This is a genomic window from Streptomyces sp. NPDC127068 (assembly GCF_042724695.1).
Taxonomy (GTDB): domain Bacteria; phylum Actinomycetota; class Actinomycetes; order Streptomycetales; family Streptomycetaceae; genus Streptomyces.
The window spans coordinates 41,258-56,671 of record NZ_JBHXEN010000017.1 but is presented as its reverse complement, the minus strand read 5'-3'; the positions used below and the strand labels follow the sequence as shown (position 1 = coordinate 56,671).

At 73.6% G+C, this 15,414-nt stretch carries 14 protein-coding genes; 3 read left to right on the top strand and 11 right to left on the bottom strand.

All coding sequences use genetic code 11. The features are described 5' to 3' along the window. Nucleotides 1–108: 108 nt before the first annotated feature. The 7 genes from ACFWIA_RS13185 to ACFWIA_RS13155 all read right to left on the bottom strand — a co-directional run bounded on the left by ACFWIA_RS13185 (nt 109) and on the right by ACFWIA_RS13155 (nt 6,828). Complete coding sequence (locus ACFWIA_RS13185) at nt 109–522, bottom strand: DUF3151 domain-containing protein (RefSeq protein ID WP_385484774.1); 414 nt, start codon at nt 520–522, stop codon at nt 109–111. Nucleotides 523–747: 225 nt separating this feature from the next. Then, nucleotides 748–1,770 carry a class II fructose-bisphosphate aldolase gene (gene fbaA, locus ACFWIA_RS13180; protein WP_387003367.1) on the bottom strand — a complete coding sequence of 341 codons (1,023 nt, stop codon included), beginning with the start codon at nt 1,768–1,770 and terminating at the stop codon, nt 748–750. Between the two features lie 216 nt (nt 1,771–1,986). Continuing rightward, nucleotides 1,987–2,535 carry an orotate phosphoribosyltransferase gene (pyrE, locus tag ACFWIA_RS13175; protein WP_385484778.1) on the bottom strand — a complete coding sequence of 183 codons (549 nt, stop codon included), beginning with the start codon at nt 2,533–2,535 and terminating at the stop codon, nt 1,987–1,989. A gap of 59 nt (nt 2,536–2,594) precedes the next feature. Continuing rightward, nucleotides 2,595–3,395, bottom strand: a complete 801-nt coding sequence (locus ACFWIA_RS13170) for an aldose 1-epimerase (protein WP_387003364.1) — start codon at nt 3,393–3,395, stop codon at nt 2,595–2,597. Between the two features lie 22 nt (nt 3,396–3,417). Next, nucleotides 3,418–4,428, bottom strand: a complete 1,011-nt coding sequence (locus ACFWIA_RS13165; protein WP_387003361.1) for a carbon monoxide dehydrogenase — start codon at nt 4,426–4,428, stop codon at nt 3,418–3,420. Nucleotides 4,429–4,520: 92 nt separating this feature from the next. After that, entirely contained in the window at nt 4,521–6,194 is a 1,674-nt protein-coding gene (locus ACFWIA_RS13160; protein WP_387003358.1) for a polyamine aminopropyltransferase, read from the bottom strand. A gap of 115 nt (nt 6,195–6,309) precedes the next feature. Further along, nucleotides 6,310–6,828 carry a DUF2617 family protein gene (locus tag ACFWIA_RS13155; protein ID WP_387003355.1) on the bottom strand — a complete coding sequence of 173 codons (519 nt, stop codon included), beginning with the start codon at nt 6,826–6,828 and terminating at the stop codon, nt 6,310–6,312. 565 nt (nt 6,829–7,393) lie between these two features. On the opposite strand from ACFWIA_RS13155, the gene ACFWIA_RS13150 reads away from it, so the two are divergent. Beyond that, nucleotides 7,394–7,540 (top strand): hypothetical protein, encoded by a 147-nt coding sequence (locus ACFWIA_RS13150; protein WP_387003352.1) that lies wholly within the window; start codon nt 7,394–7,396, stop codon nt 7,538–7,540. Nucleotides 7,541–7,740: 200 nt separating this feature from the next. Then, on the top strand, nt 7,741–9,000 hold the full coding sequence (locus tag ACFWIA_RS13145) for a pyridoxal phosphate-dependent aminotransferase (RefSeq protein WP_387003349.1): 1,260 nt from the start codon (nt 7,741–7,743) through the stop codon (nt 8,998–9,000). 60 nt (nt 9,001–9,060) lie between these two features. Here ACFWIA_RS13145 and ACFWIA_RS13140 read toward each other — a convergent pair whose 3' ends face one another. Together ACFWIA_RS13140 and ACFWIA_RS13135 are read right to left on the bottom strand one after the other, a co-directional pair. Further along, nucleotides 9,061–9,279 (bottom strand): hypothetical protein, encoded by a 219-nt coding sequence (locus ACFWIA_RS13140; RefSeq protein WP_387003346.1) that lies wholly within the window; start codon nt 9,277–9,279, stop codon nt 9,061–9,063. A gap of 128 nt (nt 9,280–9,407) precedes the next feature. Further along, on the bottom strand, nt 9,408–9,887 hold the full coding sequence (locus ACFWIA_RS13135; RefSeq protein ID WP_387003343.1) for a prevent-host-death family protein: 480 nt from the start codon (nt 9,885–9,887) through the stop codon (nt 9,408–9,410). 541 nt (nt 9,888–10,428) lie between these two features. Here ACFWIA_RS13135 and ACFWIA_RS13130 point away from each other — a divergent pair. After that, nucleotides 10,429–11,757 carry a hypothetical protein gene (locus ACFWIA_RS13130; RefSeq protein WP_387003341.1) on the top strand — a complete coding sequence of 443 codons (1,329 nt, stop codon included), beginning with the start codon at nt 10,429–10,431 and terminating at the stop codon, nt 11,755–11,757. A gap of 43 nt (nt 11,758–11,800) precedes the next feature. On the opposite strand, the gene ACFWIA_RS13125 is transcribed toward ACFWIA_RS13130, so the two are convergent. Together ACFWIA_RS13125 and clpB are read right to left on the bottom strand one after the other, a co-directional pair. Next, on the bottom strand, nt 11,801–12,346 hold the full coding sequence (locus ACFWIA_RS13125) for a YbjN domain-containing protein (RefSeq protein ID WP_387003338.1): 546 nt from the start codon (nt 12,344–12,346) through the stop codon (nt 11,801–11,803). Nucleotides 12,347–12,471: 125 nt separating this feature from the next. Further along, complete coding sequence (gene clpB / locus ACFWIA_RS13120; protein WP_387003335.1) at nt 12,472–15,135, bottom strand: ATP-dependent chaperone ClpB; 2,664 nt, start codon at nt 15,133–15,135, stop codon at nt 12,472–12,474. Nucleotides 15,136–15,414 lie beyond the last annotated feature (279 nt).

Below are 15,414 nucleotides of genomic sequence, written 5' to 3'. Positions count from 1 at the left end.
CCTCCGCGATCACCCGGAACACGGCAAGGCCCGCCCGGGCCGGGAACGGCGGGCGGGCCGTGCGGGCCGCACCACCACGGGGGGGGGCGGGCCCGGTACCGCGGCGGGTCAGCCCAGGGTGTGGGCGGCCGTCGGGGAGGAGTCCTTCAGGAACTGCGCGCAGCGCGCGTGCTCCTCCTGCTCGCCGATCGACTGCGCGGCGCGCGCGAGGGCGTGCAGGGCGCGCAGGAAGCCGCGGTTCGGCTCGTGCTCCCACGGCACCGGGCCGTGGCCCTTCCAGCCGCTGCGGCGCAGCGCGTCGAGGCCCCGGTGGTAACCGGTGCGGGCGTACGCGTACGACTCCACCACGCTGCCCCGCTGGAACGCTTCGTCGGCGAGCTGCGCCCAGGCGAGGGAGGAGGTGGGGTACTGGGCGGCGACATCGGCGGACGCGGTGCCCTGGGCGAGCAGTTCGCGCGGGCCGGGGTCGTCGGGCAGATGGGTCGGGGGCGGTCCCCCGAGCAGGTTCTCGTGAATGGCCATGGGTTCCAGTCTCCCAGGTGCCCCGGGGTGGTGCGGGGGGTGTGGCGGGATGTGGGTGCCCTCACCCAGCGTGTGCGCGGGGGCGCGCACCGCGCGCGGGGGAAGCGCTTCCGTTTCCTGCGCTACGGCTTCCTGCACTACGGCTCCCACCCGGGGGGACCGGACACGACGGAGGTCCGGCCCCCGGGGCGGGGAGCCGGACCTCCGTCGTACGCGGGTGCGGGACTACTTGATGCGGGTGCCCGTGGAGCGCAGGTTGGCGCACGCCTCGGTGATCCGCGCGGCCATGCCGGCCTCGGCGAGCTTGCCCCAGGTGCGCGGGTCGTACTGCTTCTTCGCGCCGACCTCGCCGTCGACCTTGAGGACGCCGTCGTAGTTCTGGAACATGTGGGCCACGACGGGACGCGTGAACGCGTACTGGGTGTCGGTGTCGATGTTCATCTTGACGACGCCGTTCTCCAGCGCGGTCGCGATCTCCTCGACGGTGGAGCCCGAGCCGCCGTGGAACACGAAGTCGAACGGGTCCTGCTTGCCGAACTTGGCGGCGACGCCCTCCTGGAGGTCCTTCAGGAGCTCCGGACGGAGGACGACGTTGCCCGGCTTGTACACGCCGTGCACGTTGCCGAAGGACGCGGCGAGCAGGTAGCGGCCCTTCTCGCCCAGGCCCAGGGCCTCGGCGGTGCGGATCGCGTCGTCGACGGTGGTGTACAGCTCGTCGTTGATCTCGTGGGTGACGCCGTCCTCCTCGCCGCCGGTCGGGGTGATCTCGACCTCAAGGATGATCTTGGCGGCGGCGGCCTTGGCCAGCAGCTCCTGGCCGATGGCCAGGTTGTCCGCGAGGGTCTCCGCGGAACCGTCCCACATGTGGGACTGGAACAGCGGGTTCACGCCGCGCGAGACCCGCTCGGCGGAGATGTCGATGAGCGGCCGGACGTAGGTGTCCAGCTTGTCCTTCGGGCAGTGGTCGGTGTGCAGCGCGACCGTGATGTCGTACTTGGCGGCGACGATGTGCGCGAACTCGGCGAGCGCGACCGCGCCGGTCACCATGTCCTTGCTGTACTGCCCGCCCGCGAACTCCGCGCCACCGGTGGAGATCTGGATGATGCCGTCGCTCTCGGCCTCCGCGAAACCACGGAGGGCGGCGTGCAGGGTCTGCGACGAGGTCACGTTGATGGCCGGGTAGGCGAACTTGCCTGCCTTCGCCCGGTCGAGCATCTCGTTGTAGACCTCGGGGGTTGCGATGGGCATCTGTCCGCTCCTCGATGCTGTGCGGGATGTGGTTCTGACCGACCCCGACCTAGGTGTTCCGGACCCGGACACCGCCGCGTCGTCAGGCGCTGCTCCGGGGTGGCGACGTCATCGTCGTACCCATCCTTCCAGATGCGGAAGGCCGCCCCGGTCCGGGGTGTCCCGGCGAAACCGGGTCACACCGGACACAGTGGCCACTCGGGCGGTGCGACGGGGTCAGTCGAGGCCCAGCTCGTCCTTGCCGAAGGCGTGCAGGTACGGCACCGAGGCCCCTGCGGTGATCTTCTCGGCGGCGCCCGTCGCCCGGTCCACGATGGTGGCGACGGCGACCACCTCGGCGCCCGCCGCGCGCACCGCCTCGACGGCGGTGAGCGGGGAACCGCCGGTGGTCGAGGTGTCCTCCACCACCAGGACGCGACGCCCCTTGATGTCCGGGCCCTCCACCTGGCGCTGCATGCCGTGCGCCTTGGCGGCCTTGCGGACGACGAACGCGTCGAGCCGCTGACCGCGGGCCGCGGCGGCGTGCAGCATCGAGGCGGCGACCGGGTCGGCGCCCATGGTGAGCCCGCCGACCGCGTCGAAGTCCAGGTCGGCCGTGAGGTCGAGCATCACCTGACCGACGAGGGGCGCGGCCTCGCCGTCCAGGGTGACCCTGCGCAGGTCGATGTAGTAGTCGGCCTCGATACCCGAGGAGAGGGTCACCTTGCCGTGGACCACGGCCTTGTCCTTGATCTGCTTCAGCAGGGCGTTTCGTGCGTCGCTCATGCCGCCAGCTTAGGCCGGGCCCCGGGGTGCGCCGCGCGCTCCGGGGCCCGGCCGCCGGCTCACGGGCGGCGCCAGGTCCAGGTGGTGGTGGCCTCCAGCGGCTGCACCGGGGTGACGAGCCGGGGGGCGGTGTTCAGGCCGTTCGGGGGGCCGGTCTGCGGCTCCACGCACACGGCGGCCTCCTGCTCGTCGTAGACCACCACCCACTGCTCGCGGGAGGTGACGGTGAGGGCGAGGCGGCCCGGCCAGCTCAGGGTGACGTCCACCCCGTCGGGCATGCCGAAGCAGTCGTCCCACGGGCCGGGCCGCGGGTCGATGCGACGTCCGGTCGGCAGGTGGTCGGCGCCCCGCTCCTCCTGCCAGGCGGCGTCGAACGCGATCTCGACGGTGGGGCCCTCCGGTTCGAGCTGCCGGTTGAACCAGGGGTGCCAGCCGACCTGCGCGGGGAAGGACGAGTCGTACGTCTCCACGGCCAGGCCCAGCGTCAGCGAGTCGGGGGTCAGTTCGACCGTCTGCGTGACGAGCCCGGGGTACGGCCACGGCTCGGTCAGCTGGTGGGTGATGACGGCGCGGTCGGCGGCGAGGCTGTTGCGGGCGGTGCGCCAGGCGCCGTCCCGGGCGGTGCCGTGGATGGCGTGCGGGGCGGCGTTCAACGGCATCTGGTGGACCTCGGCGCCGTCCCGGAACCGTCCGTCGCGGATGCGTCCGCACCAGGGCACCATCGGGAACGAGCCGTAGCGCCCGCCCTGGCGCAGCAGCTCCGTCCCGTCGATCCGCAGACTCCCGATCCGGCCGCCGTCGCCCGGCAGCACGGTCACCTCCGCGTCGCCCGCGGTCAGCGTGATCTTGTCGTTGCTCACGGTCCGACCCTACGGTCAGCGGTCACCGCCGCCGGCGCAGGGCCCGCCCCACGACGATCGCGGTGGCCACCGCCAGGGCGGCGGCGGGCGCGGCCCAGCGCAGGGTGGCGCCCGGGGCGGTGGCCTCCGGCGCGGGCACGGGGGCGTACCGTCCGCGCGGGGGCGCGTGGTCCACTTCCTCGGCGCTGCGGCCGATCATCGTGCGCCGGGCGTGCGCGGCCTCCACGGGCGGCGCGTCGGCGTGCGCGACGTCCAGCCCCTCAGCGCTTCCGACGCCTTCGACGTGCTCGATGCCCTCGATGTGTTCGACCGCTTCGATGTCCTCGACGTGATCGATGTCCTCTACGCCCTCGATGCCCTGGTCCTCGGGGGCCTCGTCGACGCCGTCGGTGTCTTCCTCGGTGCCGGCGTCGGGCTCGTCCTCGGCGTCCGCGGGTTCACCCGTACCGTCCCCGTCGGCCCAGGTACCGGGTTCGACGTCGACGAACTCCGGGTCGGGGGTCGCCGGCGGCGCGTCCGTCCCGGGGTCGGCGCTCAGGTCGTCGCCGTCGTACGCATCGGCATCGGCATCGGCATCGGCCGCGTCCACGTCCGCGCCGAGCTCGGTGGTCAGCGCCTCGGCGAACCGGTTCAGCAGCCGTACGCCCGCGGACTCCAGCGCCTCCGCGGTGAGCTCCGCGGCCCGGCCGTCCCCGCTGCCGGTGACGGTGAAGACCGCGGTGGTCCCCTCCCCGGTGGGCGTCAGGGTCACCGTGACCGTGACGTCCGCGGTGCCCGTGCCGCGCGCCTCCGTGCCCTCGGCCCGGAGGGTGACGCTCCCGGGGCCGCCCGGGTCCTCGGGGGCATCGCCGATCCGGAGGGCACCCCGGTACGTGATGGTGGTGCCGCCGGCGCGCAGTTTGAGCCGACCCGTGCCGGGTGCGTCCCCGGCGTCCTGTTGGAAGCCCGGGACCGAACGGGTCACCGTCGTCGGATCGGCGAGCGCGGCGCGCAGAGGTTCTACCCCGAGCGGAAGGAACACCTCGTGCTTCATGGGACCCGAGCGTACCGACGTCCTCCGCCCCGGGCCGCCGGACCGCCGGATCGGTTCCCCCGGATCGGGTGCCGGGCGCGTCCGGGGGTCCCTCAGGCGTACCGCGGGTGCACCAGGGTGGAGACGGGCGCCCCGGCCGGCCGCTCGCGTGCCGCGCGCCGCACCGCGTCCCCGAGCGCCCGGGCGGTGAGCACGGCGGGCGGCGGCTCGGAGGCATTCGGGCGGCCCGCGGCGGGCAGCGCGCCGGGGGTCGGCGCCCGGCGCCCGGCCAGTACGACCGCCCAGCCGCGCACCCCCGCCGCGGGCGAGGCGTACGGGACGGTCCGCAGTCCGGCGGCCCGTACGGTCGCCTCGACGGTCCAGAACGTGCGCGGGCCGTGGGCGCCGTCCTCCGGGCCGCCCGCCCGGACGGCCACCCGTCCGCCGTCCGCGAGCATCCGGCGGGCCAGTTCGTAGAACTCCCGGGAGTACAGCTTGGCGCTCTCGACCCGGCCGGGCCCGGGCAGATCGCAGATCACCACGTCGTAGCGGCCCCGGGCGGCCGGACCCGCGCGGCCCGCGCGCAGCCAGTCGAAGACGTCCGCCGTGGTGGTCCGGACCCGCGGATCGCGCAGGGCGCCGCCGTTGAGGGCGGTGAGCGCCGGATCGGTACGGGCCAACCGGACGAGTCCGGCGTCGGGTTCCACCAGGTCGAGCCGGCGGACCCCCGGGTGCGCGAGGACCTGGCGGGCCGCCAGCCCGTCGCCGCCGCCCAGGACCAGTACCCGGGCGTGCGGCCCGGCCAACGCGGGCCGCACCAGGGCCTCGTAGGGCTCGTGGGAGCGGCGGGCGTCCCCCGCGGCGAACCGGGCCCGGCCGTCGACGTAGAGGTGGACGGGACGGTCGCCGCCGCCGGTGAGGACCACCTCCTGCTGTCCGGTCCAGGCGGTGGACCGCACGTCGTCCCCGTACATCGTCCGCCGCGCGGTCCGTTCGAAGTCGTCGACGAGGAGGGCCGCGGCGGCGAGCAGCGCCAGGGCGATAACGTTGGCGGCGAGCACCAGGCGCCGGGCCCGCCGGGTCAGGTCCCGGTGGAACAGCCCGAGGACCAGCAGCCCGCCCGCGACGGCGTTCACCACGCCGGTCAGCAGCGTCCCGGTGAGCTGGCCGAACACGGGCAGCAGCAGGAACGGGAAGGCCAGCCCGCCGACCAGGGCGCCCACGTAGTCGGCGGCGAACAGGTCGGCGACGGCGCCGCTGGCGTCCTGGCGCCGGATGCGCTGGATGAGGACCATCAACAGGGGCACCTCGGCGCCGATGAGCACCCCCATCGCGAGGGAGAACCCGACGAGCAGCACCCGGTGGTCCTGCGCCCAGGCCGCGGGCCCGCCGCCCGCTCCGGCACCGGGTCCGCCCGTCCAGGTGAACGCCGCGTAGAGGGCCATGCCGCTGCACCCGCCGATCAGGGCGAGGACGGCCTCGATGAGTCCGAAGCCGACCGCTGCACGGCTGCGCAACCGTTTCGCGGCGAGCGAGCCGAGGCCCATCGCGAAGACCATCACGGAGAGCACCAGGGACGCCTGGGTGACCGAATCGCCCCACAAGGAGGAGGCCACGGCCAGGAGTTCGAGTTCGTAGGCGAGCCCGCAGGCCGCGCAGACGAACACGCCCACCAGGACGAGGAACCGGGCCGCGCCCGCGGGAACGGGCAGCGGTGTCCGGCCTTCCGCGCGGGGGGACGCACCGGGCGGAACGGCGACCGGGACCGGCGGGGGCGATTCGATCACGTTGCGACGGTACGTCACCGTTTCACCGGGGCTGGTCACCCACACGTGTGGACCTGCGGTGGGGGAAGGTGCCGTCCCGGACGCTGCCCCGGACGCCGTCCCGGGCGACGCGCGCCTAGAGCGTGGCGGCGACCCGCACGCCCACCCGGGTACGGGTCGCGACGAGTTGGCCGTCCTGCGGGTACGCGTGCCAAGTCCGCCAGTGCACATGGCCGTTGTGGAGCTGGGCGAGCATCGCCGTGAAGGCGTGCGGATCGCCGGGGAAGACTCCCGCGAGACCGTTGGGGTGGTCCGAGACGAGCGCGATGAGTTCCTGCGCCCGACCGGCGAACTGCCCGCCGGACAAGGTCTCGACGCGGGCCGCGAACTCGTACTCCCAGTCGCCGACCCGCTCCGCCACCCCGAGCGGGAGGGGGGTGCTGCTGCCGGGGATGCAGGCGACGGTCTCCGAACAGGTGCCGCGCTCCTCCTCCAGCAGGACCTGGTGGGACGCGCCGAGCAGGCGCAACTGGAGCTTGGCGCCGGACAGTTCTAGGTCGAGGGTGGCCAGGGCGGGCAGCGGCTCCCGGCCCAGCGCCCAGGCCAGGTCGGTGGCACTGGTATCGGTGTAGGAGGTTTTCAGGGTCGTGAGCATGGGTCGGCTCCGCTAGCACACAAAGGGAGAGGGGGCCGGCGGGGCGCCCGCGGCGGGCGCGGGGGATACGGTCCGGAGCGGTTCCGGGCGATCTGCATGCCGGCTCGTGCCCACGAGGTGTCCGAGGGCTGCGTTGACGTTAAGAGGGAATCATGAACTTCAGCGCCACCACAGCGTTTTTACCCAAGTTCATGCGCATTCCATCCCCCAGAGGGCTGCCCTGCTCACGTGTTCAACCTCCGTTGCGGGAACCGGTGATGACGGAACGGCACTCATGGGACGGACGGTGCGCGACGGACTCCCGGACCGGGGAGTGCACCGAGTTCGCACGCCCCCCTCACGCATCGGGCGCCTCCTGCCGGGCCGGACACGGCGCAGCGCCCGCCGGCCGGAGCCGACGGGCGCTGCACGGTGTGCGCGGGTGGACGGACCAGCTGCCCCGTGTCAGCTGCCTCCGCCCCCGCCGCACCCACCCCCGCCCCCACCGCAGGATGAGGAACTCCCACCGCAGGAAGACCCGCCGCCGCCGGAGCAGGAGTGCCCGCCCCCGCCCCCTCCTCCGTGGTTGGTGCTGCTGCTGCCCGTGTACCAGCTGCGGCTGTTGCGCCTCGCCGGACGCTGGGTCCTGCTGGCGGTGATCACCGCGATGGCCGCGATCACCACGACTCCCGTGATGACCAGGATGCCCACGACCATGACTCCCCCTCCCTGACCCCGCGCGCGGGGCCCCTGCCGGGTGGTCCGCCGCCGACCGGCGACGACCGCCCCGGGCGCGTTGTACGTTTCGCGCCGATTCTGACTCTTCCCCCGTGAGCGGCCCCGGGGAGGGGCCCGCTCGCCGTGTGCAACGGAGATGCCCCCGCCGCGGACGCGCCAAAGCGAAGTTGAGGAAGTCCAGAGGTTCGGCGCAGGATGGCGCCCATGACCTCGTCCCCCGGCCCCGCCGCCCGCCCGCTGCTCAACCGCCGCCTCGCCGAGTTCGGCACGACGATCTTCGCCGAGATGTCCGCGCTGGCCGCCCGGACCGGGGCGATCAACCTCGGCCAGGGCTTCCCCGACACGGACGGGCCCGAGTCGGTGCGGGAAGCGGCGGTCCGGGCGCTGCGCGACGGTCGGGGCAACCAGTACCCGCCGGGCGACGGCGTGCCGGAGCTGCGCACCGCGATCGCCGCGCACCAGGCCGACCGCTACGGGCTGGCGTACGACCCCGGCACCGAGGTGCTGGTCACTACCGGCGCCACGGAGGCCATCGCGGCCTCCCTGCTGGCCCTGGTGGAGCCCGGGGACGAGGTGGTGGCCCTGGAGCCGTACTACGACTCGTACGCCGCGAGCATCGCGCTGGCGGGCGGCACCCGGGTCCCGGTCACCCTGCGGCCCCGGGACGGCCGGTTCCGGCTGGACCTGGACGAGTTGCGGGCCGCCGTGACCCCGCGCACCAGGCTGCTGCTGATCAACACCCCGCACAACCCGACGGGCACGGTGCTGACCCGGGCCGAGCTGACCGAGATCGCCCGCCTCGCGGTGGAACGGGACCTCCTCGTCCTCACGGACGAGGTGTACGAACACCTGGTCTTCGCCGAGCCGGCGGGTTCGGCGGACGGGGGCGACGGGGCGGACGGGGCCGAGGAGGCCGACGCCGGGGGGCACGTTCCGCTGGCCACGCTGCCGGGGATGCGCGAGCGCACGCTGACGATCTCCTCCGCGGGCAAGACCTTCTCCTTCACCGGCTGGAAGGTCGGCTGGGTCACCGGACCGCCCCCGCTGGTCGCCGCCGTCCGCTCGGCGAAGCAGTTCCTCACCTACGTGTCGGGGGGCCCGTTCCAGTACGCGGTCGCCGAGGCCCTGTCCCTGCCGCGCGCGTACTTCGACGGGCTGCGCACCGAACTGCGGGCCAAGCGGGACCTGCTCGCCCGGGGCCTGACCGAGGCGGGCTTCGCGGTGTACCTCCCCGCCGGCACGTACTTCATCACCACCGACGTCCGCCCGCTCGGCGAGCGGGACGGCTTCGCGTTCTGCCGCGCCCTGCCCGAGCGCGCGGGCGTCGTCGCCATCCCGAACGCCGTCTTCTACGACGACCGGGAGGCGGGCGCGCCGTTCGTGCGGTTCGCGTTCTGCAAGCGCGAGGAGGTCCTGCTTGAGGCCGTCCACCGCCTCAAGCAACTCACGACCTGAGCGCGTGCGGGGGCACCTACCGCGTGCGCAGCACCATCACCGCGCACCCGTCAGCCCGGGTCACTCGGTGTCCTTCGGATGCCGCGGGGAGGCGTACACGAGGACGACGGTAGAGGTCTCCGGACTGACCAGGTAGCGGACCCGGCCGCCGCTAGTCACCTCGTACTCCCACTGCTCCAACTCGGACCCCTTCCACTCCTTGGTGGCGTGCCGCCCACGGAGTTGGTGCTGACGGTTCCAGTTCGATCGGGACTGGGGGTCGTTGCGAAGCGCCTCCAAGCAGCGATGGGCGTTCGGCAGCGCCGCTCGACACAACTCTTCTCAGCCCGTCACGGCGTCCGTCGTCCCGAAGACGACGTTCCAGCCACTCAGCGGCGGGACGCTGACCCGGTCCCCTTTCTTCGGGCTCACGCACGCACCTCGACCTGGCCGAGGTCGTCGCCGTCGAGCGGGCGCAGCGACTGCCCGAGCTGCTCGGGGTCAGCGTTGATACGGGCGGTGGCGCGCCAGGAGACGATCGCACGGTGCACGGCCTCGCCCGCGCCCAGCTCCGCCGCGTCGGACAGCGCGTCGAGGAGTTCGACGGTGAAGGCGCGGACCTCCTCCGCGTCCAGGTGTCGCACCCAGGGGAACACCTCGGGCAGCGCGAGCAGTAGGGACTTGGCCCCGTCGTCCTGCTTCATCAGCGCGAGGAAGAGGCGGGACGCGGTGGTCAGATTCTCCTCGGCGTGTTCGGCCCGCACGGCGGTCGTCAGCACCATGTCCGGCGCGTCCCGGTGCGTGACGCGGAGCTGCCCCAAGGCCGCCGCCCTGGCCGCGACGCCCTTCGGGTTGCGGGAGAGGTCGGTGAAGGAGACGGTTTCCGCTCCGAGGTGTATGACGCCCATACTCAGACTGTACTCAGATTGTGGTCTGACTTCCAGGGGGCGCTCCCGCAGCGGCCCGAGCCCCGGCGCGGGCCTGCGCTCGTGCGTGCGGGTGCGTCGTGGTCCCCCGCGCAGTTCCCCGCGCCCCTAACGGGGCGCCCCGGCGGACGGGTCCCGGCAGGCGGGCGGAACCGCGACGGCGAGGCGCGCCCACGCCACCCGTGCACCGGATCGGGTGGGCCTGAGCGGGCCCCGCCGAGGTTTCGGGACGCTGCGGGTGCGTCGTGGTCACCCGCGCAGTTCCCCGCGCCCCTGGCAGGGCGCCCCAGCGGGCGCGTCCCGGCAGGCGGGCGGAACCGCGACGGCAAGGCGTACCCCACCAGGGGCGCGGGGAACTGCGCAACACACCAGCGCACCCGCACGCACCAGCGCAGGCACACCAGGACGCACCCGGAAGGGACGCCCCGGGCCCGCGTCGCCCGTGCACCGGATCGGGTGGGCCTCGGCGGGACCCCGCCGCGCCTCGGCGACCGGACGGTGCGCGGGACGCCAAGGTTCCCGTGTGAGCCACCCCAGCACCCTCGCGCCCCCGGCCCCCCGGCCGCCCGCCGCCGGGCCGGACCTCCCCCGCCCCCTGCGGCCCCTGCGGCGCCTGTGGCGGTCGCGGCGCCTGCGGCGGCTACCGCCGGTCGTCTCCGCGCTCGGACTGTTCGCCGCGGTCCGGCTCGCCGGCGTGCTCGCGGTCGCCGTCGCCGCCTTCGCGACGGACCGGCCGGTGCTCCGGATGCTCGGCCGGTCCTGGGACTCCGCCTGGTACCTGGGGATCGCGGTGTACGGCTACGGGCACCGGACCACCCACTACCGGCCCGGGGTCGTCTTCAGCGACCTGGCGTTCTTCCCGCTGTACCCGGGGCTGGTGCGCGGGGTGGAGGCCGTGCTGCCGGTGTCCTGGGGCGCGGCGGGCCTCCTGGTGGCGTGGACCGCCGCGGCAGCCGCGGCCTGCGGCATCTTCACCCTCGGCAGCCATCTGTACGGCCGGCCCACCGGGGTGGTCCTGGTACTGCTGTGGGGGGTGCTCCCGCATTCGGTGGTGCTGTCGATGGCGTACACCGAGCCCCTGCTGACCGCGTTCGCCGCCTGGGCGCTGTACGCCGCGCTCACCGGACGCTGGGTGTGGGCGGGCACCCTGGCCGCGCTCGCCGGGCTGTCCCGGCCCAACGGGTTCGCGGTGGCGGCGGCGGTGCTGGCCGCGGCGGCCCACGAGCTGTGGCGCCGCCACCGGGAGGCGCACCCGCACGAGGTCGGGGCGCGCGGGCCGCGGCCGGCCGGGTCGGGCGTACGGGGGGCGGGAGCGCGGGCGTACGGGGCGCAGGGGCGCGGCTCCGTCCACAGGCTGTGGACGGGGGCGCTGCTCGCGCCCGCCGGCTGGTGCGGGTACGTCCTGTGGGTGGGGCAGCGCCGGGGCGACCCGCTCGGCGGCTACTTCGCCGTGCAACGGGACTGGGGCTCCCGCTTCGACTTCGGGCAGGGCGCGTTCGCCTTCGTCGGCGTGGTGCTGGCCCGGACCAGCAAGTTCGTGTACCCGATGGCGCTGCTGATCGTGCTGCTTGCGGTGCTGCTCTTCGTGCTGCTGCTGGTCGAACGGACACCGTTGCCGCTGGTCGTCTACGCCGGGGTGCTGCTGGTGGTGGCCCTCGGCGGCGCCGGGTTCTTCGAGTCCAAGCCGCGGTTCCTGCTGCCCGCGTTCCCGCTGCTGATCCCGTTGGCGCGGGCGTTGGCCCGCACGGCGAGAGCCCGGCCGGGACCCGCGATCGTGGTGATCGCGTTCCTGACCGGGCTCTCCCTGTCCTACGGGGCGTTCTTGATCGCCTTCGGCCGCGCCCCCTTGTGACGGGCGGGGCGGACGAGACGGACGAGACGCGCGGGGCGACCGACTACTTGTCGTCGCCGTCGCCGGCGTCGTCGCCGGACCCCTCGGCGGAGTCGACGTCCTTCTCCAGGCCCAGGTGCTCGACCAGCCAGCGGTCGAACTCGATCGCGGCGCGCACCCAGCTCACCGTGGAGGAGACGAAGTGCTCCAGGCTCACCCCGGTGCCGATGAGCATCTGCGCCTCACCGATCAGCCGGACGGTGCCGTCGTCGTGCGTGTGGCTGTAGACCTTGGGCCACAGCGTGCGCCGGTTCCAGTCGTCGATGGACTCCAGCAGCGCCGGCTTGTCCTCAATGACGTGCGCCCGGTCGTAGAACGTCCGCACGGAGAAGACCTGCTGCTCGTCCTCGCCGCGGAACATGAAGTACGTGCGGAACTCCTCCCACGGCGCCGCGAGGTCACCCTCGTCGTCGACGACGTACTTCAGCTCCATCTGCTCCAGGAGCTGCTTCACGAGGTCCTGATCCGGAACGACGGGGCCGGCCGGCCCGCCGGGCTGCGGCTCGGGCTGGCCCCCGAAGTTCGGAATCGAGGACGGGTCGATGCTCACCGTGTATTTCCCTTCGAACGGATTGAGTCATCCTCCCTCATGCCGGGCGGGTACTGGCAACCCCCGCCCGGCTGGCTTTGCGCGTCCGTGGCCGAATTCGGCCACCGGGCCCCCTCGGGGTTCGCTCAGAGCGTCTTTCCGCCCGTCGCGGACCCCTCCCGCGGAGCCCCGGAATCCGTCGTTCCGTCCGGGGGCCCGCCGGCGCGGCCGACGAGCAGACCGTCCCCGAAGGCGTCGACCCGGACGGTGTCGCCGTCGCGCACCTCGCCCGCGAGGATCTCCCGGGCGAGCTGGTCCCCGATCGCGGTCTGCACCAGCCGGCGCAGCGGCCGGGCACCGTACGCGGGGTCGTTGCCCTCCTCGGCGAGCCAGGCGAGCGCCTCCTCGCTCACCTCCAGTGTGAGCCGTCGCTCGGCCAGCCGCCCGGCGAGCCGGCCGACCTGGAGCCGGGCGATCCGGGTCAGCTCCTCCCGGCCCAGCGCGGTGAACACCACCAGGTCGTCCAGACGGTTCAGGAACTCCGGCTTGAAGGAGGACCGGACCACGTCGAGGACCTGGCGGCGCTTCTCGTCCTCGCCGGTCAGCGGGTCCACCAGGTACTGGCTGCCGAGGTTGGAGGTGAGGATGAGGATGGTGTTGCGGAAGTCGACCGTGCGGCCCTGGCCGTCGGTGAGCCGCCCGTCGTCGAGGACCTGGAGCAGCACGTCGAAGACCTCGGGGTGCGCCTTCTCCACCTCGTCCAGCAGGACGACGCTGTACGGGCGCCGGCGCACCGCCTCGGTGAGCTGGCCGCCCTCCTCGTAGCCCACGTAGCCGGGGGGCGCCCCGACGAGCCGGGCCACGCTGTGCTTCTCGCCGTACTCGGACATGTCGATGCGGACCATGGCCCGCTCGTCGTCGAAGAGGAAGTCCGCCAGCGCCTTCGCCAGCTCCGTCTTGCCAACCCCGGTCGGGCCGAGGAACAGGAACGAGCCGGTGGGCCGGTCGGGGTCGGCGATGCCGGCCCGGGTGCGGCGCACCGCGTCGGCCACCGCGCGCACCGCCTCGGCCTGCCCGATCAGGCGCCGGCCCAGCTCCTCCTCCATCCGCAGCAGCTTCTGCGTCTCCCCTTCGAGCAACCGTCCGGCCGGAATTCCCGTCCACGCACCCACCACGTCGGCGATGTCGTCGGGGCCGACCTCCTCCTTGACCATGGTGTCCCGGGCCGCCTGCTGCTCGGCCGCCGACGCCTCCGCCAGGTCCCGCTCCAGATCGGGGATCTCCCCGTAGAGCAGCTTGGAGGCGGTGTCGAAGTCGCCGTCGCGCTGGGCCCGTTCGGCCTGTCCGCGCAGGTCGTCGAGGCGTTCCTTCAGCTCGCCGACCCGGTTGAGGGACTGCTTCTCCTTCTCCCAGCGGGCGGTCAGACCCCGCAGCTCCTCCTCCTTGTCGGCGAGGTCGCGGCGCAGCTTCTCCAGGCGCTGGCGGCTGGCGGGATCGGTCTCCTTGGCGAGGGCCAGCTCCTCCATGCGCAGCCGGTCGACGGCCCGCTGGAGCTCGTCGATCTCGACGGGCGAGGAGTCGATCTCCATCCGCAGTCGGGACGCGGCCTCGTCCACCAGGTCGATGGCCTTGTCCGGCAGGAACCGGGAGGTGATGTACCGGTCGGAGAGGGTGGCGGCGGCGACCAGCGCACTGTCCGCGATCTGCACCTTGTGGTGGGCCTCGTAGCGGCCCTTGAGCCCGCGCAGGATGGCGACGGTGTCCTCGACGGTCGGCTCGGCGACCAGCACCTGCTGGAAGCGGCGTTCCAGCGCGGGGTCCTTCTCGATCCGCTCGCGGTACTCGTCCAGGGTGGTCGCGCCGACCATGCGCAGCTCGCCGCGGGCGAGCATCGGCTTCAGCATGTTGCCGGCGTCCATCGCGGAGTCGCCGCCGGCGCCCGCGCCGACGACGGTGTGCAGCTCGTCGATGAAGGTGATGATCTGGCCGTCGCTGCCCTTGATCTCGGCGAGGACGGTCTTCAGGCGCTCCTCGAACTCGCCCCGGTACTTCGCCCCGGCGACCATCGCCCCGAGGTCCAGCGACACCAGCCGCTTGTTCTTCAGCGACTCCGGTACGTCGCCCTTGACGATGCGCTGGGCGAGCCCCTCCACCACGGCGGTCTTGCCGACGCCCGGTTCACCGATCAGCACGGGGTTGTTCTTGGTGCGGCGGGACAGCACCTGGACGACCCGGCGGATCTCCTGGTCCCGGCCGATGACCGGGTCGAGCTTGCCGTCCCGGGCGGCGGCCGTGAAGTCGGTGCCGAACTTCTCCAGGGCCTTGTACGAGCCCTCCGGGTCCGGTGTGGTCACGCGGCGCCCTCCCCTGTTCTCCTCGAAGGCGGCCAGCAGCTTCTTCGCCGTCGCGCCCTGCTCGCCCAGGATCTCACCGGCCCGGCCGCCCTTCGCGGCGAGGCCGATCAGCAGGTGCTCGGTGGAGAGGTACTCGTCGCCCAGGTCCTTCGCCCGCTGCGCGGCGTCGGCGATGACGGCCAGCGTCTCGCGGCTGGGCTGCGGGGGCGCGACGGTGGACCCGGTCACGCTGGGCAGCTCCCCGAGCAGCCGCTCGGCGCCGGCGCGCACCGCCGCCTGGTCGGCTTCCACCGCTGCCAGCAGGTCGATGATGTTCTCGGCGGGCCGGTCGCCCTCCCCGTCGAGCAGGGCGAGCAGTAGGTGTGCGGGGGTGAGGTCCGGGTGCCCCCCGGCGACGGCGCGGCTGCTCGCCGCGTTGAGGGCGTCCCTGCTCCGGTTCGTCAGCTCGGCGTCCACGTGCGCTGTCTCCTCCTGTCGCTCGTACCTGACCTAACCAACTTACACAAAGTTGAGCCTATTCCACTCACCCCGGAGGACGACGAACGCCCCGGCCCGGTGAAGGGGCGCGGGGCGCAGCGTGACGGGGGGCGGCGTGACAGGCGGGGGGGGACGACGACAGCGGCGCCCCCCGGTTTCAGGTGCCCGGGGGCGCCGCGGCGGGGGGGACTAACCCAGGGGGTAGATAAACACCGGGGTATAGCCCCAGGCCCTGCGGGGGGTGGGGGGAAAGGTGGT